This window comes from Patulibacter medicamentivorans, assembly GCF_000240225.1.
GTDB lineage: Bacteria > Actinomycetota > Thermoleophilia > Solirubrobacterales > Solirubrobacteraceae > Patulibacter > Patulibacter medicamentivorans.
Genome location: NZ_AGUD01000220.1, coordinates 1 through 19,923, shown reverse-complemented (window position 1 = coordinate 19,923; position 19,923 = coordinate 1). Strand labels below are relative to the sequence as shown.

The following is a 19,923-nucleotide window of genomic DNA, read 5'->3' as shown; positions in this document are numbered from 1 at the left end:
GCCGTTCGCTGGTGCTACAACAGTCCGGTGCCGCCGCAGCTCGACTGGACCTCCGACGGGCACCTCGGCTGCGAGCTGCCGGGGGCCGCGGTCCGCTTCACCACCCGTCGCGGCGGCGTCTCGAGCGGCAGCTTCAGTTCGCTGAACCTCGGCAGCTGGACCGACGACGATCCGGCCGCGGTCTCCGAGAACCGGCGACGGGTCGCCGCCCTGGCCGCGGTCGGGCCCGAGCGGATCGCCCAGGCGCGGCAGGTCCACGGCACCGACGTGCTGCTGCACCGCGACGACGGCGACTTGCCCGGCGGCGACCTGGGGGCCGTCCGCGAGGCCGACGGCTTCGCGACCGCGACGCCGGGGACGCCGTGCCTGGTCCTGTGCGCCGACTGCCTGCCGGTGGCGCTGGTCGGCGACGGCGCGGTCGCGATGGTCCACGCCGGCTGGCGCGGTCTGGTCGGCGGCGTGCTCGAGCGCGGGGTCGAGCAGCTGCGGGCGGCCGGCGCGCGCGGGCCGCTGACGGCGGTCGTCGGGCCGGGCGCCGGACCGTGCTGCTACCAGGTCGGCCCCGAGGTCCACGCGGCGCTGGCCCCGCTCGGCCCCGCCGTGTGCCGGGACGATCGCGCCGACCTGCCGACCGCGGCACGGCTGCGGCTGCAGGCGGCCGGCGTCGAGCAGGTCGTGGTCGCCGGGCACTGCACCATCTGCGATCGAGAGCGGTTCTTCTCCCACCGGCGGGACGCCGGGGACACCGGACGACAGGCGGGCATGACGTGGTTGACCTGATTGAGCGGATCGACTCGGCGCTGGTCGCCGAGCGCGTCGCCGCGGTTCGCGAGCGGATCGCGGCCGCCTGCGCCCGCGCGGGCCGCGATCCCGGCGCCGTCGAGATCCTCGCCGCGACCAAGTACCTGGCGGCCGACCAGGTCCCGCTGCTGGCGGACGCCGGGATCGAGATCGCGGGCGAGAACCGCGCCCAGTCGCTGATCGAGAAGGTCGCGCAGCCGGGCGCCGATCGCCTGCGCTGGGAGTTCATCGGCCACCTCCAGTCGCGCAAGGTGCCCGAGATCCTGCCGCACGTCTCGCGGATCCACTCGGTCTCCAGCGACAGCGTCCTGGCGCGCCTGGAGCGCCACCGGGACCTGGCTCGCCCCGAGCTCGACGTCCTGATCGAGGTCAACGTCAGCGGCGAGGAGGCCAAGAGCGGGATCGCGCCGGGCGCGCTGGCCGACGTCCTCGAGCGCTGTCCGGTGCCGGTCGCCGGCCTGATGACGATGCCGCCGTTCGCCGAGGACCCCGAGCAGAGCCGCCGCTGGTTCGCGGCCCTGCGGGAGCTGGCCGTCGCCCACGGGCTGTCGGTGCTCTCGATGGGCACCACCCAGGACTACGAGGTCGCGGTCGAGGAGGGGGCGACCGTCGTCCGCCTCGGCAGCGTCCTGTTGCGCTAGGAGCGATCGCACGGCGCCGGTTTCGGGCGGCGGGCAGGAACACGACGTCGGTGGGAGAATCACCAGCACGTCATGGCCTTCCGCGACGCTTGGCACAAGGTGCTCGTGTACTTCGCTCTTGCCGAGGAGCGCGACCCCTACGGGGACGAGTACGACGACGAGCCGGAGTACGACGATCGTCGTGAACGCGAGCGTGAGCGCCCGCGCGCGCCTGCTCGGGAGGTCGAAGCTCCCGTTCGCCGCCTGGGCGAGCGCCGCCGCCGGCGCGAGGACTTCGACGACATCTTCAGCGACGAGCAGGCCGGCGGCTCGCACCTGCGGCCCGTCGGGGGCTCCTCGCGCGGTGGCGGCGGGGCCGGGCGCGACGTCCGCGTCCACCTGGTGCTGCCGAAGTCGTTCAACGACGCCCAGCAGATCGCCGACCGCTTCAAGGACGGGGTCCCGGTCGTCATCAACCTGCAGACGTCGGACACCGACCTCTCGAAGCGGCTGATCGACTTCGCCAGCGGCCTGACCTACGCGCTCGACGGCGGGATGCAGCGGATCGCCGACAAGGTCTTCATGCTGACGCCCGTCAACGTCTCGATCTCGGCCGAGGAACGGGCCCAGCTGATCGAGAAGGGCTTCTTCAACCAGAGCTGAGCGCGGCCGTCGGGCAGACGCCGCCGCGCCACCTTCGGCCTCCGACCGGCCGACCGGTACCGTTCTACGTCGCTCATGCGTCTGGGATTCCTGGGATCGGGCAACATGGCCACCGCTCTGGCGCGTGGGATCGGCGAGCCGGTGCTCGCCTTCGACCCGTTGGCGGAGCGGGCGCAAGCGCTCGCCGACGCGACCGGCGGCGAGGCCGTGGCCGACGCCCGGACGCTCGCCGAGCGGGCCGACGTCGTCGTCCTGGCCCACAAGCCCGGCCAGCTGGCCGACGCGGCCGTCGAGGTCGCCCCGACCGCCAAGGCGATCGTCTCGATCCTCGGCGGGGTCGAGACCGCGGCGCTCCGCGCCACCTACCCCGACCGCCCCGTCGTGCGGCTGATGCCGAACACGCCGGCCGCCGTCGGCAAGGGCGTGATCGCCGTCGCCGTCGAGCCGGGCGGGGTCGCCGCGCTGCCGCCGGCCGAGCAGCAGCTGCGCGCCGCGCTGCTGGAGCAGCTGCGCCGCTGCGCGACCGTCGTCGAGCTGCCCGAGGCCCAGCTGGCCGCCGCGACCGCCGTCTTCGGCGTGCTGCCGGCCTACGTCGCCCTGATCGCCGAGGCGACCGTCGACGCGGCGGTCCGCCACGGGCTGCCGCCGGCCGAGGCCGGCCTGATGATCGCCGCCGGCATCGAGGGCTCCGCGGCGCTGCTGCGCCAGCAGGGCCACGACACGCTGGCCGTTCGCCGCGCCGTGACGTCGCCCGGCGGGTCGACCGCCCGCGGGCTTCGCGCGCTCGATCGCGGTGGCGTCCGCGAGGCGCTGCAGAGCGCCTTCGACGCGGTGGTCGACGTCTCATGAGCGCTCTCGCATCCGCGGTCGTCCTGGCCTCCACCCGGACCCAGATCGCCGACTTCCTGTCGGCGCTGCTGACGGTCTACGTGATCCTGATCATCGCCTACATCCTGCTGTCGCTCGTGCAGTCGGCCGGCCTGCGGATCCCGTACAACACGGTCACCAACGGGATCCAGACCTTCCTCCGCGACGCGGTCGAGCCGTACCTCGGGCTGTTCCGCCGGATCCTGCCGCCGCTGGGCCCGTTCGACCTGTCGCCGATCGTCGGCATCCTCGTGCTCGAGATCGTCGGGCAGCTGGTGGTGAACCTTGTCGCGGGATGAGGCGCGGATCGGCAGGCTCGCGGTCCGCCGGGTCGCGGCCGTCGGCCTCGTCGTCCTGGTCCTCGACCAGCTGACGAAGCGGCTCGCCGTGCAGGCCGTCGACCGCGGGCACCGCGAGACGTTCCTGCCGCTGATCGACCTGGTCCACGTCCGCAACGACGGCGTGGCGTTCTCGAGCTTCGCCGGCAGCCCGGTGATCGTGGCGCTGCTGGTGCTGGGCGCGCTCGGGGCGCTGACCGTCTGGTTCCTGCGCAACCGGACCCGGCCGCTGGCCTGGCTGGCGACCGGGATGCTGGCCGGCGGCGCGCTCGGCAACGTCCTCGACCGGATCGTCGAAGGCGCCGTGATCGACTTCCTCAAGCCGCCGAACTGGCCGGCGTTCAACCTCGCGGACATGTCGATCGTGCTCGGCATGATCCTGCTCGTCGTCGTGGTCGAGCGCGACCACCGACGCACGCAGGGTCGCGGCAGCGCCGGCGCGCAGACCCAGCGCGGATGAGCGGGCACGGGGGGGACGCGTCGGTCTCGCTGGCCGTCGCTCCCGAGCAGGACGGCGAGCGGCTCGACGTGGTGCTCGCCGAGGTCTGCGGGTCGCGCGCGCGGGCCCAGCGGGTGATCGCCGCCGGCGCGGTGCTCGTCGACGGCCGGCCGGCCAGCAAGCGGCAGGCGGTCCAGACCGGGCAGACGATCGTCGCCGACCTCGGCGTGCTGGCGGCGCCGATCCAGGAGGTCCGCGGCGACGCGCCGCCGATCACGGTCCTGCACGAGGACGAGCAGCTGCTGGTGGTCGACAAGCCCGCGGGCCTGATCGTCCACCACGGCGCCGGCCAGGACGGGCCGACGCTGGTCGACGCCGTCGCCGGCTACCTGAGCACGACCAGCCCGCCCGGCGACGACCCCGAGCGACCGGGGATCGTCCACCGCCTGGATCGCGAGACCTCGGGCCTGCTGCTGATCGCCCGCGACGACGCGACCCACCGCGCGCTGCAGGAGGCGATCCGCGAGCGCAGCGTCACCCGCGAGTACCTGGCGCTCGTCGACGGCCGGCCGGACGCCCGCAGCGGCACGATCGACGCCCCGATCGGCCGTGACCGCCACCAGCGGACCCGCCACTCGCTCGACACCGACAGCCCGCGGCGGGCCGTCACGCACTTCACGATCGAGGAGCTGCTGCCGCGGACGTCGCTGCTGCGGGTCACGCTGGAGACCGGCCGCACGCACCAGATCCGCGTCCACCTGAAGGCGATCGGGCTGCCGGTGGTCGGCGATCCCGAGTACGGGCGGCCGCACGGCGAAGGGCAGGCGCTCGGCCTCGAGCGCCAGTTCCTGCACGCCGACCGCCTGACCTTCGACCACCCGACGACCGGGGAGCGGCTGCAGGTCGAGTCGCCGCTGCCGGACGATCTGGCGCAGGCGCTGGGGCGGGCGCGGGGCTAGGCCCGGCCGCACCGCGAATCCCGTCTGACTCTGGCAGAATTCGCTCTCCGCGCGCCCGTCCGGGCGCCGGATCGTTCTTGCACTTCGACCCCGCCGGGGTCCCTCCGCAGCGCCCCTGCCCGTTACGACGGGATGCGCCGCGGAACCGGCGGGCCTGTTCCGTTCTTCACCCAAGGGAGTACCCATGTCCGCTGCTGAAGCCGAGATCGGCCTCAAGGACCTGCTCGAGGCGGGTGTCCACTTCGGGCACCAGACCCGCCGCTGGAACCCGCGCATGGCGCGGTTCATCCACGGCGAGCACGCCGGCGTGCACGTCATCGACCTGCTGCAGACCGTCGACCTGCTGTCGAGCGCGCAGAAGTTCGTCGCCGACATCGCCCAGCGCGGCGGCACGGTGCTGTTCGTCGGCACCAAGCGCCAGGCCCAGGACGCCGTCCGCCACGCGGCCGAGTCCGCCCGGATGCCGTACGTGAACCAGCGCTGGTCGCCGGGCCTGCTGACCAACTTCAACACGTCGAGCAAGCGGATCAAGACGCTCAACGACCTCGAGCGGCTCGAGGCCGACGGCCAGCTGGAGCTGCTGCCGTCGCAGGAGCGGATCACCCGCCGCAAGGAGCTGGCCAAGCTCCAGATCAACCTCGGCGGCGTCAAGGACCTGCGCCGCACGCCCGACGCCGTCTTCGTGATCGACGTCAACAGCGAGAAGATCGCAGTCGAGGAGGCCACGAAGCTGCGGATCCCGGTCGTCGCCCTGGTCGACACCAACGTCGACCCCGACGGCGTCGAGTTCGTGATCCCGGGCAACGACGACTCGATCCGCTCCTGCAGCCTGATCGCGCACGCGGTCGGCGACGCCGCCGCCGGCGGCGCCCTGGCCTGGTACGAGGCCGAGGAGGCCCGCCGCGCCCGCGAGGCCGCCGAGAAGGAGCAGCGCCAGGCCGAGGAGGCCGCCAAGCGCGAGGCCGAGGAGGCCCGCCGCGCCGAGGCCGAGGAGCAGAGCGCCGCGGCCGCCGCCGGCCAGGAGGCCGAGCAGAACGCCGCCGACGCCGCCGCTGCCGAGCAGGCCGCCGCCGCCGAGCAGGCTGCCGCCGAGCAGCAGGCCGCCGCCGAGCAGGCCGCTGCCGCCGAGGCGCCGGCCGCCGAGGCCCCCGCCGCTGAGACCCCCGTTGCCGAGGCGGCCGCGCCGCAGGAGGGCACCGCCTGATGAGCACCACGATCACCGCTGCCGACGTCAAGGCCCTGCGCCAGAAGACGGGCGCCGGCATGATGGACTGCAAGAAGGCCCTGCAGGAGACCGACGGCGACATCGACAAGGCCGTCGAGCTGCTGCGGGTCAAGCTGGGCAACAAGGTCGGCAAGCTCGCCGACCGCGAGGCCGCCGAGGGCACCGTCCAGGCCGCGGTCTCGGCCGACGGCAAGAACGGCGCGCTCGTCGAGGTCGACTGCAACACCGACTTCGTCGCCCGCAACGACGACTTCATCGCGTTCGCCAAGCAGCTGGCGGCGTTCCTCGCCGAGGGCGACCGCCCGGCCGGGACGGTCGACGCCGCCGCGCTGCTGAACGAGACGCTCGGCGGGCGCACGATCGAGGAGATCCGCGCCGAGCTGTCCGCGACCACCGGCGAGAACGTCGTGATCCGCCGCGCGGAGCGCTTCAGCGTCGCCGGCGAGGGCAGCATCGAGAGCTACATCCACGCCACCGGCAAGGTCGGCGTCGCCGTCCAGATCGACGGCGGCTCGGACGCCGCCGCCCGGAGCGCGCTGGGCAAGGACGTCGCGATGCACGTCGCCGCGATCGCCGCCACCCAGTACGTGTCGCCCGAGGACGTCCCGCAGGACGCCCGCGACGCCGAGCTGCGCGTCTACGAGCAGCAGGCCGAGGCCGAGGGCAAGCCCGAGCAGATCCGCGAGAAGATCGCCCAGGGCAAGCTCCAGAAGTGGCTGAAGGAGATCACCCTCCTGCCGCAGGAGCACATCAACCCCGACAAGCACGACGGGAAGACCATCGACCAGCTGCGCAAGGCGGTCGGCGACGACGTCGTCATCACCCGCTTCGCGCGCTTCCAGGTCGGCGAGTAGCGGCGTCCGCCGCTCCCCGGTCGATACTGACTGCATGTCCGAGGCACCGACGGCGGCGTTCAAGCGCGTCCTGGTCAAGCTCTCCGGCGAGTCCCTGATGGGCTCGCGGGAGTACGGCACCGACCCGGAGCGCCTGGCCGCCGTCGCCGCCGCGATCAAGCAGGTCCACGACCTCGGCGTGCAGGTCGCGATCGTGGTCGGCGCGGGCAACATCTACCGCGGGATGGCCGGCGCCGCCGCCGGCATGGACCGCGCGACCGCCGACTACATGGGGATGCTGGCGACGGTGCTGAACGCGCTGCCGCTGCAGGACGCGCTCGAGAAGCTCGGCGTCCACACGCGCACGCAGACGGCGCTGACGATCACCGAGGTCGCGGAGCCCTATATCCGCCGCCGCGCCGAGCGGCACCTGGAGAAGCACCGCGTCGTGATCTTCGCCGCCGGCACCGGCAACCCGTTCTTCACGACCGACACGGCCGCGGCGCTGCGGGGAACCGAGATTCACGCCGAGGCGATCCTGATGGCCAAGAACGGCGTCGAGGGGGTCTACAGCGCGGATCCGCGCGAGGACCCCGACGCCGAGCTGCTGCACGAGATCACCCACATGGAGGCGATCGAGCGGCGGCTGCGGGTGATGGACTCCACGGCGCTCACGCTCTGCATGGAGAACCGCCTGCCGATCCATGTCTTCAACATGGACGACGAGCAGAACATCGTCCGGATAGTGTCGGGCGAGCGCGTCGGCACCCTGGTCCGCAACGCGTGACCAGGCGCCGCTGACCCGCCTGACGCAGATCCGTCGCCCACCACCGAAAGGTCCTTCCCCGATGCCCGACGACTCGATGCTGGACGAGCTGCTCTCCGACGCCAAGGAGCGGATGGCCAAGGCCGTCGAGCAGACCTCCGGCGAGTTCGCGACCGTTCGCACCGGCCGCGCGAGCCCGAACCTGCTGGACCGCGTCGTCGTCGACTACCACGGCGTCCCGACCGCCCTGCGGCAGCTCTCGACGATCTCGGCGCCGGAGGCCCGGCTGCTGACCGTCCAGCCGTACGACCCGTCGTCGATCAAGCAGATCGAGAAGGCGATCTCGGACTCCGACCTCGGCGTCACGCCCTCCAACGACGGCAAGACGATCCGCCTCGGGATCCCGGAGATGACCGAGGAGCGGCGCCGCGAGATGGTCAAGGTCGCCCGCCAGATCGCCGAGGAGGGCCGGATCCGCGTCCGCAACGTGCGCCGCGACGTCCAGCACGACCTGCGCACGCTGAAGACCGACGGCGACGTCGGCGAGGACGAGGAGCGGCGGGCCGAGGGCGACCTCCAGAAGCTGACCGACGCCGCGATCGCCGAGCTCGACGCGGCGCTGAAGGCCAAGGAAGCGGACGTGCTCGAGGTCTGAGCACCCCGACGCCGCGACGCCCCATCCCACGTGACCGACCCTTCCGCCGAGGCCGACCCGGACGCGCTCGCACGTCCACGCTACGTCGCGATCATCACCGACGGCAACGGCCGCTGGGCGCAGCGCGAGGGCCGCTCGGTCACCGACGGCCACCGCGCCGGCGCCGACGTCGTCCGGGCGCGGCTGCGGGACGCGACCGAGCTCGGCGTCAAGGAGCTGACGGTCTTCTCGTTCTCGACCGAGAACTGGGGCCGGCCCGACGCCGAGGTCCGCGGGCTGATGGCGATGTTCGCGGAGCGGATCGACCGCGAGACGCCGGAGCTCAAGGCCGAGGGCGCGCGGATGCGGTTCATCGGCCGCCGCGAGGGCGTCGACCCGGGGCTGGTCGAGCGGATGGACTGGGCCGAGCGCGAGACCGCCGGCGGCGACGCGATCACCTTCTACGTGGCCTTCAACTACGGCGGGCGGGCCGAGATCCTCGACGCCGCCGCCCGCTACGAGGGCGGGGGCGAGGAGGCCTTCTCGCGCCTGCTCTACGCGCCCGAGATGCACGAGCCGGACCTGCTGATCCGGACCTCGGGCGAGCAGCGGATCTCGAACTACCTGCTGTGGCAGTGCGCCTACAGCGAGCTGGTCTTCGCGCCCGAGCTGTGGCCCGACTTCGATCGCGCCGCGTTCGAGCGCTGCCTCGACGAGTACGGCACGCGCAAGCGCCGCTTCGGAGGGCGGACCGGCTGATGCCCGGTCCGCGCCGGCCGCGCCGCGGCCAGCCGTCTTCCGACGGCTACGAGGAGGATGATCGCCCCGTGCCCGACGAGGAGATCGACCCCGCTCCCGCCGCCCCGCGTGGCCGCGGGCGGCGCCGCGAGGCCCGCTTCGAGCTCGAGTTCGGCGACTTCGAGCCGGCCGAGCGGCCGAGCCGCAGGACCGGCGGCGGCACCGGCTCGCGCGATCGCAGCACCGGCGGCGAGGACACCTACGAGACCGTCGATCCGCTGCCGCGCCAGCGCCGTCCGCGCGATCGCGACCTGATCGACGAGGTCGACGACGCCACCTACGACAGCCGCCTGGCGGACCGCGACGCGCGGGTCCGCGAACGGGTCGCGCGCGCCGAGGGCGCCGCCGCGCCGCGCGGTCGCCGGCGATCGGATCGCGAGCCGCCGGCCGACGAGGTCGCCGGCGAGATCGAGGCGCTGGAGCGGTTCGAGGACGCGATCGAGAGCGTCCGCACCACCTCCGACCGCGGCGGCGGCAGCGACCTGGGCGCGCGCGTCCTGGTGGCGATCCCGGCCGCGGCGGTGGCGATCTTCCTGGTCGCCCAGGGCGGGCCCGTCTTCGCCGTCGGAATCGCCGTCTTCGGCCTGGTCGGCATCTGGGAGCTGACCCGGATGTTCGCCCGCACCCGGCCCTCGCTGTTCGCCGGCGGGGTCGGGCTGGTGGCGATCATCGCCGCGGCGGCGATCGGCGGCAACGACGGCGGGCGCGAGGCGATGGTGACCGCGCTCGTGGCCACGGTCCCGCTGGTCTTCATCGCCGTCTCGCTGGCGCGACCGGCCGGCGGGATGCCGGGGGTCGCGGTGACCCTGCTGGGGATCGTCTGGCTCGGGATGGCGCTCGGCCACGCCGTGCTGCTGCGCGACACCACCCACGGCGGCGGGATCGTCGTCGACGTCCTCGTCGGGACCTTCCTGGGCGACACCGGCGCCTACCTCGGCGGGCGGATGTTCGGCAGCCACAAGCTGGCGCCGCGGATCTCGCCCAACAAGACCGTCGAGGGGCTGGTGATCGGCATGATCACCGCCGTCGTCGCGGTCTGGTTCGCCGGGCTCTACCAGGACTGGCTGAGCGGCACCGACGCGCTGTTGCTGGGGCTCGTGATCGCGATCGCCGCGCCGATCGGCGACCTCTTCGAGAGCTTCCTCAAGCGCGACGCCGGCACCAAGGACGCCGGCGTCCTCTTCGGCGCCCACGGCGGCGTCCTCGACCGGCTCGACGCGGCGATGTTCGCGATCGTCGCGGGCTACTACGTGTGGCTCGCGATGGGCGCCGCGTAGCGCCATCGCGGCCCGCGATCTGGCAGGGTCCCGGCTGATGCCCCGCCGCCTGCTCATCCTCGGCTCGACCGGCTCGATCGGCGTCCAGGCACTGGACGTCGTGGCCGCCGCACCGCCGGGCACGTTCGAGATCGTCGGCCTGGCCGCCGCCCGCCAGTGGCAGCCGCTCGTGGCCCAGGCCCGCGAGCACGGCGTGCCGCGGATCGCGCTCGCCGACGCCGACGCGGCCGCGCGCGCGAGCGAGGCGTGGACCGACGGCGAGGTCCTGCACGGCCCCGAGGGGCTGGTGCGGCTGGTGCTGGAGTCCGGGGCCGACCTGGTCCTCAACGCGCTGGTCGGGGCGGCGGGCCTGGGGCCGACGGTCGCCACCCTCGGCGAGGGGATCGACCTGGCGCTGGCCAACAAGGAGTCGCTGGTCGTCGGCGGCGAGCTGGTGATGCAGCTGGCCGAGGCGACCGGGGCGCGGGTGCTGCCGGTCGACAGCGAGCACTCGGCGCTCTGGCAGCTGGTCCACGGCGAGACCGGCGCCGATCGCGCCCACGGCGGTCCGGTCCACGCCGGCGAGGTCCGGGTCGGGACGATCGACAAGCTGGTCCTGACCGCGTCCGGCGGGCCGTTCCGCGGTCGCCGGCGCGAGGATCTGGTCGGCGTCGGGGTCGAGCAGGCGCTCGCCCACCCGACGTGGGCGATGGGCGGCAAGATCACCATCGACTCGGCGACGCTGATGAACAAGGGCCTCGAGGTGATCGAGGCCCACCACCTGTTCGGCACGCCCTACGAGAAGATCGACGTGGTCGTCCACCCGCAGTCGATCGTCCACTCCTACGTCACGCTCTGCGACGGGGCGGCGCTGGCGCACCTCGGCCACCCCGACATGCGGGCGCCGATCGCCTTCGCGCTCCACCATCCCGACCGCGTCCCGCTGGGGCTGCGGCCGCTCGACCTGGCCGAGGTCGGCACGCTGACCTTCGAGCCGCCGGACGAGCAGGCGTTCCCCTGCCTGCGGCTGGCCCGCGAGGCCGGGATCGCGGGCGGCACCGCCCCCTGCGTGCTGAACGCCGCCAACGAGGTCGCCGTCCACGCGTTCCTCGACGGGCGGATCGGCTTCCTCGACATCGCCGCGATCGTCGAGCAGTCGCTGGAGACGGTCGAGGTCGGGCCGGTGCGGGCGTTCGAGACGCTCTACGCCGCCGACCGGGCGGCCCGCGACGCCGCGGCGGAGCTGGTCGCGGCGCGCGCCTGACGTCAGGCGGCGGGGACCCGGTCGGCGTGGCCCGGCCGGGCGTTGATCGGCCCTACAGGTCGCTGTGGCACCCTGTGTCGCCGTGTCCTGGGTCCTCGCCTTCCTCGGCTTCGCCGCTCTGATCGTCCTCCACGAGCTGGGGCACTTCGCCGCCGCGAAGGCGGTCGGCATGCGCGTGGAGCGGTTCTCGCTCTTCTTCGGCAAGCCGCTGCTCAGCCGCCGGCGGGGGGAGACCGAGTACGCGATCGGGTTCATCCCGCTCGGCGGCTACGTGAAGATCACCGGCATGGACCCGCGGGAGGAGCTGCCCGCGGACGTGCTGCCGCGGGCGTACCACAAGCAGCCGGTCTGGAAGCGGGTCGTCGTGATCCTCGCCGGCCCGGCGGTGAACATCCTGCTGGCGGTCGTGATCATCGTGCTGCTGTGGGGCGGCAAGAGCGCCGTGCCGACGATCGCCCCGGTCGTCGGCTCGGTCGACCAGAAGGGCGCCGCCGCCCGGGTCCTGAAGCCGGACGACCGGATCATCAGCGTCGACGGCGCGCCCGGCTTCGCGCCCGGCCTGACCTTCGACAACACCGAGCAGCGGCTGACCGCGATCCGCCAGACGATCAACCGCCACCGCTGCGCCGGCGGGGCGCGCAAGGACGGCTGCGCCGCCGTCGCCCCGGTCCGGGTCACCTACGAGCGCGACGGGCAGGTCCGGACGGCCGCGATCGCCCCGCGCTACGCGAGCCAGCCGAGCGCCCAGGACCACGACGGCCGGATGCTGCTGGGGATCAGCTACGGGGTCGACTACCTCCACACCGACCGCGCCGAGGCCGCCGGCAAGGGCGTGCAGTACCTGTGGGAGGCGACCAAGCTGACCGGCAAGGCGATCGTGAAGCTCGTCTACGACAGCGAGGCCCGCAAGGAGGTCTCCGGCGTCGTCGGGTCCTACGAGGCGACCCGCCAGAGCTTCGAGCTGTCGACGACCCGGGCGATCCAGATCCTGGCGATCATCAGCCTGTCGCTGGCGATCATCAACCTGTTCCCGTTCCTGCCGCTCGACGGCGGCCACATCTTCTGGGCGCTGGCGGAGAAGGTCCGCGGCCGCCCGATCCCGTTCGCGTGGCTGGAACGCGCGAGCGTGCTCGGCTTCGCGCTGGTGATCATGCTCTTCGGGCTGGGGCTCTACAACGACGTCGGCCGGATCTTCGGCGAGGGCATCAACGTCCGCTGACGGGTGCGCGCAAGCGCGTAAGGTGACGCCTGCGTCACGAAAAACGGCCGCGCGCGGTACGATCGCGACTGCGGTGTACCGAGAGAGACGATGCGGCGCCGGGCCACCATGCGCGTGGCGTCGGGCCACGTCTCCGGGGATCGGCCAAACGCGCGAGGAGAGAACCACCGAATGAGCACCACGGACGTCACTGCCGTCGAGACCATGCTGGGCGCCTTCCGGCGCGGGCTGGAGCGCCACCCGGACCAGGTGCTGGTGCGGACCAAGGACGACGAGATCGCCTGGACCTGGCGGCAGGTGGCCGAGCAGGCCGCGCGCGTCGCGGGCGGCCTGCGCGCGCTCGGCGTCGAGCGCGGCCAGACGGTCGGCCTGCTGATGGGCAACCGGCCCGACTTCTTCCCGGTCGACCTGGGCGTCACGACGCTCGGCGCGGTGCCGGTGTCGCTCTACCAGACCTCCTCGCCCGAGCAGATCGTCTACATCGCCAACGACGCCGGGATGTCGGTGATCGTCACCGAGCAGCTCTACCTCGACCGGGTCCTGGCCGCCCGCGACGAGCTGCCGGGCCTGCGGCACGTGGTGGTCGTCGACGGCGAGGCGCCCACGGGCGTGATGACGATCGGGGCGCTCGAGGCCGGCGCGCCGGCCGACTTCGACGCGGCGGCCGAGGCCGAGCTGCTCTCGCCCGACGACCTGCTGACGCTGATCTACACCTCGGGCACCACCGGCCCGCCGAAGGGCGTCGAGCTGACCCACCGCAACCTCGTCGCGGCGATGGAGGCGGTCGGCAAGGTCGCCCGGCTGCGGCAGGGCGGACGCGTCATCTCGTGGCTGCCGGCGGCCCACATCGCCGAGCGGGGCGCCCACTACTACGCGCCGCTGCTGTTCGGGCTCGAGATCACCACCTGTCCCGACCCGAAGCAGATCTCGGCCTACCTGGCGGCGGTCCACCCGACGTGGTTCTTCGCCGTCCCGAGGATCTGGGAGAAGCTGAAGTCGGGCCTGGAGGCGATGCTCGCGGCACAGCCCGAGGAGCGGCGCACCGCGGTCCAGGGCGCGATCGAGGCGGCGACCGAGAAGGTCCGCCTGGAGCAGGCGGGCGAGCCGGTCCCGGCGGAGCTGGCGGCCGCGGTCGCGCAGGCCGACGAGCAGATCTTCGCGCCGCTGCGGGCGATGCTCGGGCTGGACCAGGTGGAGTCGATCAACGTCGGCGCGGCGCCGACGCCGCGGACCGTGATCGAGTTCTTCCACGCGATCGGCCTGCCGATCGCCGAGATCTGGGGGATGTCGGAGGGCTGCGCCTGCGGCACGCTGAACCCGCCGGACCGGATCAAGATCGGCACCGTCGGGCCGGCCGTCCCCGGGATGGAGGTCAAGCTGGCCGAGGACGGCGAGGTGCTGCTGAAGGGCCCGACCCTGATGCGCGGCTACCGCAACCAGCCCGAGAAGACGGCGGAGTCCTACACCGAGGACGGCTGGTTCAAGACCGGCGACATCGGCCAGTTCGACGAGGACGGCTACCTGTCGATCGTCGATCGCAAGAAGGAGCTGATCATCAACGCGGCCGGCAAGAACATGTCGCCGGCCAACATCGAGGCCGCGATCAAGTCGGCCCACCCGCTGATCGGCCAGGTCTGCGTGATCGGCGACAACCGGCCCTACAACACGGCGCTGATCGTCCTCGACGCCGACTTCACGCCGCCGTGGGCCCAGCAGCAGGGGATCGAGGGCACGCTCGAGGAGCTGGCCGAGGTCCCGGCGGTGATCGCCGAGATCCAGAAGGGCGTCGACGCCGGCAACGCCCGCCTGTCGCGGGTCGAGCAGGTCAAGCGGTTCGTGATCGTCCGCGGAGACTGGCTGCCGGGCGGCGACGAGCTGACGCCGACGATGAAGCTCAAGCGCAAGCCGATCGACCAGAAGTACGCGGCCGACATCGAGGGGCTGTACACCGCGGCCTGAGGGCCCGCCAGCGCGCCCCGGCCCGACGCCGGGGCGCACCATGGACCGTTGGAGGACGTCGCGGCGCGTGCGCAGTACGTGGCGGACTGGCACGCGTCTGGCGCGTGTGAGAGCTTGCGGCAGACCTGATCCGCGCGTGCGCGGATCGCCCGTCCTCCGTCCCCCGGGAGCACCACCATGGAATCGAGCACCGCCGCCGCCCCAGCGGCGCCCTCCAGCGATCCGCCGCTGAAGCGCGCGATCTCGCGCAACATGCTGCTGCTGTTCGTCATCGGCGACGTCGTCGGTGGCGGCATCTACACGCTGGTCGGCGTGATCGGCGGCGAGGTCGGCGGCCTGGTCTGGCTGCCGTTCGCCCTTGCCCTGGCGCTGGCGGTGCTGACGGCGACCGCCTACGCCGAGCTGGTGACGAAGTACCCGCAGGCGGCGGGGGCGGCGCTCTACGTCAACAAGGCGTTCCGTAAGCCGTTCTTCACGTTCATGGTCGCCTTCGCGGTCATGTGCTCGGGCATCGCGTCGGCGTCGACGCTCTCGCGCGGGGTCGCGGAGACCTACCTGCCGCGGCTCTTCGACTGGTCGCTCAGCGAGACCCAGACGGTGTTGATCGCGCTCGGGTTCCTGCTGATCGTCGCGGCGGTCAACTTCCGCGGCATCAGCGAGTCGGTCAAGATCAACGTCGTCCTGACGCTGATCGAGTTCGGCGGCCTGATCCTGATCGTCGTGATCGGCATCGCCGCGCTGCTGGACGGCGTCGGCGACATCGGCAACGCCTTCTCGACCTCGGACGCCAAGGCGGCGGGCCACGACGTGACGCTGATCCCGGCGGCGCTGGCCGGCACGGCGTTGGCGTTCTACGCCCTGATCGGCTTCGAGGACTCGGTCAACGTCGCCGAGGAGGCGAAGGATCCGGGCCGCGATTACCCGCGCGCGCTGTTCGGCGGGCTCCTGATCGCCGGCAGCCTCTACATCGTGATCGGGATCATCGCTCCGGCCGTCCTGCCGTACAAGACGCTGATCAGCGACGACACGACGCCGCTGCTGGAGATCTCGCAGCTGGGACCGCTGTCGGTGGAGATCAAGGTCTTCGCGGCGATCGGGATCCTGGCGCTGATCAACGGCGCGCTGATCAACATGATCATGGCCTCGCGCCTGACCTACGGGATGGCGCGCCAGCGGATCGTGCCGGCGTTCTTCGGCAAGGTCCACCGCGGTCGCCGGACCCCGTGGACGGCGATCATCTTCACCAGCGGCCTGGCGTTCATCCTGACCGCGACCGGAGACGTCTCCGACCTGGCCACGACGACCACGACCCTGCTGCTGATCGTCTTCGTCACGGTCAACATCAGCGTGCTGGTCCTGCGACGCGACCCGGTGAGCCACTCGCACTTCGTCGCGCCGACGCTGCTGCCGGCGATCGGGGCCGTCGCGGCCCTGGGGCTCTTGATCCACCGCGTCGCCAACGACACGGAGCAGATCACCCGAGCCCTGCTGCTGCTCGGCCTCGGCCTCGTCTTCTGGCTCGCCAACTACGTGGCCACGCGCGGGGTCGACAAGCAGTTCGACACCGGGATGATCGAGGCGATCGAGCATCCCGAGGAGACGCCGCAGCCGAAGGACTGAGGGCCGGGGGGCGTCGCGGCGAGCGCCGCCGCTGGCGGCGGTGGCGCCGCGGCGGTCGCTGGCGTAGGCCCGCCGCTGCAGGCCCGACGCCGGACGGTGGGCGCGGTCGCCGGGGCGACCTTCGGCGGGACGGCTGGCGCCGCCCCGCCGGACGTCGATCAGCCGCGCTTGATCTTCAGGTCGCGGAAGATCGAGACCGTGTGGAAGCCGAGCTGGGCGAAGACCGAGATGCGGGTCTTCATGCCGGGACGGAGCTTCGGGATCTGGGCCTTGCGGATGTACAGGCGGACCGACTTGGTCTGGCCCGGGCTGACGTTGATCCGGGTCGTCGTGGTCGCCTTGACGTAGAACTTGCCGCGACGGACGTAGCCGACGTCGCGGGTCCGCGCGCGCACCTTGGCCTTCTTCGGGAGCGACAGGCGGATCGTCAGGTAGCGCCCGCGCAGGCTCGCGCTGGCGTTGGGGCCGAAGAGGACCTTCTCGACCTCTTCCTTGGTCAGGCCCACGTCGTCCAGGAACGAGCCCTTCTGGCCCTTGGCGCCCGGCGTGCCGTTGGTGCCGTTGGTTCCCGGCAGGCCGGGACCGCCCGGCTGGCCCGGATCGGGGACCGGCAGCGCGCTGAGGACGACGTTGTCGTAGTCGAAGCTCGCCACCGGACCGACGTTGACGCCGCCCTCCAGCGTGGTGCGGATCCGGACCTTGTACTGCTCGCCGACGTTCAGGACCGACGGATCGATCTCGATCGGGGCCGGCAGCGGCGTCCAGCCGACCAGCGGCTTGACCGGGACCCCGGCGACCGGCGTCGCCGCGACCGCGCCGTCGGAGGCGCGGACGATCTGGACCGTGTAGTAGACGTTCGTGCCCAGCTGCAGCAGGCCCTGGACGTTGGCGCGCCGCGAGAGGCTGAGCTGCAGCTTCCACGGCTTCTTGCCGCCGACGCCGCTGTACACGAAGGTCGGGCTGGTCAGGACGCCCGTGGCGACGCCGGTGACCGACGCCAGCGAGAGGAACCCGCTGTAGGCGTAGCCGCTCTGGTTGGCCGGCTTGGGCCCGGCGCCGCCGGTGGCGGTATGACCGCTGCTGGTCCCGGTGCAGAGCAGGATCGGGATCAGGCAGAGCCCGCTGTACTCGGACGATCCGGCCCAGCCGCCGAGACCCCCGTCGAAGTCCCGGGCCTGCGCGGGCGTCGGGTAGGTCGCGGGCGGGACGGCGGCGGTGGCCGGCGCGGCGACGGCGAGGGCCGCGATCGCCGCGGCGCCCGTGGTGCCGACGCCGAGCAGCGATCGGCGGCGGCCGGAGCCATGGTGTGTGTTGGAGCTGTTCATCGGGTCTCCTGGTTCGGGGGAAGGCTGCGGGCGGGGAGCGGTGCGGTGCGGCTCATCGCCGCACCGGCAGGTCGCGGAAGATCGTCAGCGAGTGCAGGCCGAGCTGAGCGAAGACGGTGAAGCGGACCCGGTCGCCAGGGCGCGTTCGGGGGAGGGCGGCCTTGCGGATCGTGACGATCACCGTCTTCGTGCGGCCCGGCTTGACGTTGACGCGGGTGGTCGTCGTCGCCTTGACGAAGAACGCTCCGCGCTTGACGTAGGCCACCGAGCGCGTTCGCGCCTGGACCTTGGCCTTGGCCGGCATCCGCAGGCTGATCCGCAGGGTCCGGCCGCGCAGGAGCGCGGTCGCCGTCGGCGGCAGCAGGGTGCGCCGCAGCTCGTCCTTGGTCACGCCGACATCGTCGAGGAAGGTGCCCTTGCCCTGGTCCCCCTTGCCGCCCGGCTTGCCGGCCGGACCCGCGGGGCCCGCCGGGCCGGCGGGGCCCTGGGGCCCACGTCCGCCGGTCGCGCCGGTGGGGCCGGCCGGCCCGCCGGGGCCGGTCGGACCGGTGGCGCCCGGACCACCCGGCTCGCCGGGGCCGGGCACCGGCAGCGCGCTGAGGACGACGTCGTCGTAGTCGAAGCTCGCCGTCGGGCCGACGTTGACGCCGCCGATCAGCGTCGTCCGGATCCGGATGCGGTAGCTCTGGCCCAGCTGCAGGGCGTTCGTCGGCAGGTCGACGGGGGCAAGCGCGTTCCAGCTCGCCAGCGGCCCGATCGGGACGTTGTCCAACGGGGTCGAGACGACCGCGCCGTCCGTCTCGCGCACGATCTGGACCGAGTAGCGGGCGACGGTGCCCAGTTGGAGCAGGCCGCCGACGTCGGCCCGCCGAGCCAGGCTCAGCTGCAGCTTCCAGGGCAGGACGCCACCCGCGCCGGCGTAGGCGAAGGCCGGGCTCGTCAGCACGCCGGTCGACTCGCCGGTGACCGAGGCGAGGCCGCTGAAGTCGCTGAAGACGAAGCCGCTCGGGTTCGCCGGTCCGATGCCGCCGGCGGCGGCGTAGCCGCCGTTGGCCTGTGCGCAGAGCAGCGGCGGCAGCAGGCAGAGGCCGCCGTACTCCGAGCTGACGGCCCAGCCACCCTGGCCGCCGTCGAAGGTCTGCGGAGTTCCGGCGCCCGGGTAGGTCGTCGGCGGAGTCGCCGCGAGCCCCGGAGCGGCGGCCACGAAGGTCGCGGCGGCGGCTCCGGCGGCGATGGCGCTCCGACGTCGCCTTCGCCCACGCTCGGGCGCGGCCCGTAGGGCACCGCGTGCGTCCCTGACGTGCATGGAGTTCCTCGTTCTGTTGGGGGATCGACACGGGCGGACCACGTCACGGTCCCGTGCGGACGCAGCCTCTCCGGGCATCGCCCGCAGGCGATGCGTACGACCCGGTACTTCGCCGACGCTACTTCACCTTCCGGCGCGCTCCGAGGGGGAAAAGTCCCTGCAGGCGTGGTGGATCTCGATGAACGACCTAGTCCATGTACGAGCGTGTACAGATCAATGGTCCGCTTCATGGCGCAACGTTTGTCGAGAATCGAAGAATGGTCCAAGATCCTGGATGTGGGAGGCCCCTCGGCGTAGCGTGAGGACGCGTCGCTCTTGGCGGCGACGCGCTTACGACCAACGGTCGTTCGGAGTCTTCGCGGACCTGGATCAGCCGTTCGTCCAGCCCTGCCTGGGGAGTTCGACGAGCACGACGGCGCTCACTCGTCTAGCGTTCCGTCGATGTCCAGGCTGGCAGGCCCGATCGCTCGGTCTCGGCGGGAGCCGCGTCGGTGAGCCGTCGCGGTCGCCGGGGCGGCCCGCGCTCGGAGGAGGATCGGCAGCGCGCGCGGCTCGAACGCGAGCAGCGGCGCGCCCGTCGCGAGGGTCGCCCGATCCCCGAGAGCGTCGAGGACCTGGCGCAGCCGGGACCGGCGGCGCCCTACGAGGACCTGGGCTTCGAGCCGTCCGGAGAGGCGTTCGACGCCGGTGCTCCGCACCCGTCGGGGTTCGAGGTCGCCGAGCCCGCGGGCACCGAGCCGGCCGCCGTGCCGTCGCCGGCGGCGAGGCACGGGCACGAGCCGGAGTCGGGCGACCCGGCAGCCCCGGCCCCGACCGAGCCGTGGTGGACCCAGGATCCGGATCCCGGGCAGCCGGCCGGCCCGGCCACGTCCGAGCAGCGTCCCGACGGCGTCGACTGGTTCCAGTCGGCGGCCCCGCGGGTGACGGCGCCGGAGGACGTCGGGACGCCCGTCGCGCTGCCGCCGGTCGTGCAGGAGCCGCCCGCAGCATCTCCGCCGCCCGCCGCGGCGCCCGCGCCCGCCGCGGCGACG

At 73.0% G+C, this 19,923-nt stretch carries 19 protein-coding genes and 1 pseudogene; 18 read left to right on the top strand and 2 right to left on the bottom strand.

The genetic code is table 11. The features are described from left to right. Positions 1-27 precede the first annotated feature (27 nt). From pgeF to PAI11_RS14275, 17 genes are all read left to right on the top strand, one after another. A complete protein-coding gene (gene pgeF / locus PAI11_RS14355) occupies positions 28-780 on the top strand; it encodes a peptidoglycan editing factor PgeF (RefSeq protein WP_007576040.1) in 753 nt (250 codons plus the stop codon). Then, a complete protein-coding gene (locus tag PAI11_RS14350; RefSeq protein WP_007576038.1) occupies positions 768-1,442 on the top strand; it encodes a YggS family pyridoxal phosphate-dependent enzyme in 675 nt (224 codons plus the stop codon). Before pgeF ends, PAI11_RS14350 begins: the two co-directional genes overlap by 13 nt. A 72-nt stretch (positions 1,443-1,514) precedes the next feature. Continuing rightward, positions 1,515-2,084: a cell division protein SepF gene (locus PAI11_RS14345; RefSeq protein ID WP_007576037.1), complete on the top strand. Its 570-nt coding sequence runs from the start codon at positions 1,515-1,517 to the stop codon at positions 2,082-2,084. A 75-nt stretch (positions 2,085-2,159) separates the two neighbouring features. After that, the gene (locus tag PAI11_RS14340; RefSeq protein WP_007576035.1) at positions 2,160-2,933 is read left to right on the top strand and encodes a pyrroline-5-carboxylate reductase family protein; all 774 of its coding nucleotides are present in this window, start codon (positions 2,160-2,162) and stop codon (positions 2,931-2,933) included. Continuing rightward, entirely contained in the window at positions 2,930-3,250 is a 321-nt protein-coding gene (locus PAI11_RS14335; RefSeq protein ID WP_007576033.1) for a YggT family protein, read from the top strand. The genes PAI11_RS14340 and PAI11_RS14335 overlap by 4 nt, the downstream gene beginning before the upstream one ends. Further along, entirely contained in the window at positions 3,237-3,749 is a 513-nt protein-coding gene (lspA, locus tag PAI11_RS14330; RefSeq protein ID WP_007576031.1) for a signal peptidase II, read from the top strand. The genes PAI11_RS14335 and lspA overlap by 14 nt, the downstream gene beginning before the upstream one ends. Continuing rightward, positions 3,746-4,687 (top strand): RluA family pseudouridine synthase, encoded by a 942-nt coding sequence (locus PAI11_RS14325; RefSeq protein WP_007576029.1) that lies wholly within the window; start codon positions 3,746-3,748, stop codon positions 4,685-4,687. Before lspA ends, PAI11_RS14325 begins: the two co-directional genes overlap by 4 nt. Positions 4,688-4,871: 184 nt before the next feature. Continuing rightward, complete coding sequence (gene rpsB, locus PAI11_RS14320; RefSeq protein WP_007576027.1) at positions 4,872-5,891, top strand: 30S ribosomal protein S2; 1,020 nt, start codon at positions 4,872-4,874, stop codon at positions 5,889-5,891. Then, positions 5,891-6,766, top strand: coding sequence for a translation elongation factor Ts (gene tsf / locus PAI11_RS14315; protein ID WP_007576025.1), 876 nt, complete (start codon positions 5,891-5,893; stop codon positions 6,764-6,766). Before rpsB ends, tsf begins: the two co-directional genes overlap by 1 nt. 34 nt (positions 6,767-6,800) lie before the next feature. Continuing rightward, a complete protein-coding gene (gene pyrH, locus PAI11_RS14310) occupies positions 6,801-7,532 on the top strand; it encodes a UMP kinase (protein ID WP_007576023.1) in 732 nt (243 codons plus the stop codon). 76 nt (positions 7,533-7,608) lie between these two features. Further along, positions 7,609-8,166, top strand: a complete 558-nt coding sequence (gene frr / locus PAI11_RS14305) for a ribosome recycling factor (protein ID WP_040600381.1) — start codon at positions 7,609-7,611, stop codon at positions 8,164-8,166. A 30-nt stretch (positions 8,167-8,196) separates the two neighbouring features. Next, positions 8,197-8,904, top strand: coding sequence for a polyprenyl diphosphate synthase (gene uppS / locus PAI11_RS14300; protein WP_007576018.1), 708 nt, complete (start codon positions 8,197-8,199; stop codon positions 8,902-8,904). 68 nt (positions 8,905-8,972) lie between these two features. Beyond that, positions 8,973-10,220 (top strand): phosphatidate cytidylyltransferase, encoded by a 1,248-nt coding sequence (locus PAI11_RS14295; RefSeq protein ID WP_040600375.1) that lies wholly within the window; start codon positions 8,973-8,975, stop codon positions 10,218-10,220. A 37-nt stretch (positions 10,221-10,257) separates the two neighbouring features. Continuing rightward, complete coding sequence (dxr, locus tag PAI11_RS14290) at positions 10,258-11,463, top strand: 1-deoxy-D-xylulose-5-phosphate reductoisomerase (RefSeq protein ID WP_007576013.1); 1,206 nt, start codon at positions 10,258-10,260, stop codon at positions 11,461-11,463. A gap of 82 nt (positions 11,464-11,545) precedes the next feature. Further along, positions 11,546-12,682, top strand: a complete 1,137-nt coding sequence (locus PAI11_RS14285) for a M50 family metallopeptidase (RefSeq protein WP_007576011.1) — start codon at positions 11,546-11,548, stop codon at positions 12,680-12,682. Positions 12,683-12,853: 171 nt separating this feature from the next. After that, on the top strand, positions 12,854-14,641 hold the full coding sequence (locus PAI11_RS14280; RefSeq protein ID WP_007576009.1) for an AMP-dependent synthetase/ligase: 1,788 nt from the start codon (positions 12,854-12,856) through the stop codon (positions 14,639-14,641). Between the two features lie 177 nt (positions 14,642-14,818). After that, on the top strand, positions 14,819-16,261 hold the full coding sequence (locus tag PAI11_RS14275; RefSeq protein WP_007576007.1) for an APC family permease: 1,443 nt from the start codon (positions 14,819-14,821) through the stop codon (positions 16,259-16,261). A 158-nt stretch (positions 16,262-16,419) separates the two neighbouring features. Here the strand turns inward: PAI11_RS14275 and PAI11_RS14270 are convergent, their stop codons facing one another. After that, on the bottom strand, positions 16,420-17,586 hold the full coding sequence (locus PAI11_RS14270; protein ID WP_007576005.1) for a hypothetical protein: 1,167 nt from the start codon (positions 17,584-17,586) through the stop codon (positions 16,420-16,422). A gap of 52 nt (positions 17,587-17,638) precedes the next feature. Then, positions 17,639-18,790, bottom strand: a complete 1,152-nt coding sequence (locus PAI11_RS27865; protein ID WP_007576003.1) for a hypothetical protein — start codon at positions 18,788-18,790, stop codon at positions 17,639-17,641. 593 nt (positions 18,791-19,383) lie between these two features. Between PAI11_RS27865 and PAI11_RS14260 the strand changes: the two are divergent. Continuing rightward, positions 19,384-19,923, top strand: a pseudogene (locus tag PAI11_RS14260) (hypothetical protein); the annotation flags it as partial.

Bases quoted from the DNA above. Each gene is read 5' to 3' on its own strand.
- PAI11_RS14345 (WP_007576037.1), top strand. From the start codon at position 1,515: ATGGCCTTCCGCGACGCTTGGCACAAGGTGCTCGTGTACTTCGCTCTT.
- PAI11_RS14340 (WP_007576035.1), top strand. From the start codon at position 2,160: ATGCGTCTGGGATTCCTGGGATCGGGCAACATGGCCACCGCTCTGGCG.
- PAI11_RS14335 (WP_007576033.1), top strand. From the start codon at position 2,930: ATGAGCGCTCTCGCATCCGCGGTCGTCCTGGCCTCCACCCGGACCCAG.
- PAI11_RS14325 (WP_007576029.1), top strand. From the start codon at position 3,746: ATGAGCGGGCACGGGGGGGACGCGTCGGTCTCGCTGGCCGTCGCTCCC.
- rpsB (WP_007576027.1), top strand. From the start codon at position 4,872: ATGTCCGCTGCTGAAGCCGAGATCGGCCTCAAGGACCTGCTCGAGGCG.
- tsf (WP_007576025.1), top strand. From the start codon at position 5,891: ATGAGCACCACGATCACCGCTGCCGACGTCAAGGCCCTGCGCCAGAAG.
- pyrH (WP_007576023.1), top strand. From the start codon at position 6,801: ATGTCCGAGGCACCGACGGCGGCGTTCAAGCGCGTCCTGGTCAAGCTC.
- frr (WP_040600381.1), top strand. From the start codon at position 7,609: ATGCTGGACGAGCTGCTCTCCGACGCCAAGGAGCGGATGGCCAAGGCC.
- dxr (WP_007576013.1), top strand. From the start codon at position 10,258: ATGCCCCGCCGCCTGCTCATCCTCGGCTCGACCGGCTCGATCGGCGTC.
- PAI11_RS14280 (WP_007576009.1), top strand. From the start codon at position 12,854: ATGAGCACCACGGACGTCACTGCCGTCGAGACCATGCTGGGCGCCTTC.
- PAI11_RS14275 (WP_007576007.1), top strand. From the start codon at position 14,819: ATGGAATCGAGCACCGCCGCCGCCCCAGCGGCGCCCTCCAGCGATCCG.
- PAI11_RS14270 (WP_007576005.1), bottom strand. From the start codon at position 17,586: ATGAACAGCTCCAACACACACCATGGCTCCGGCCGCCGCCGATCGCTG.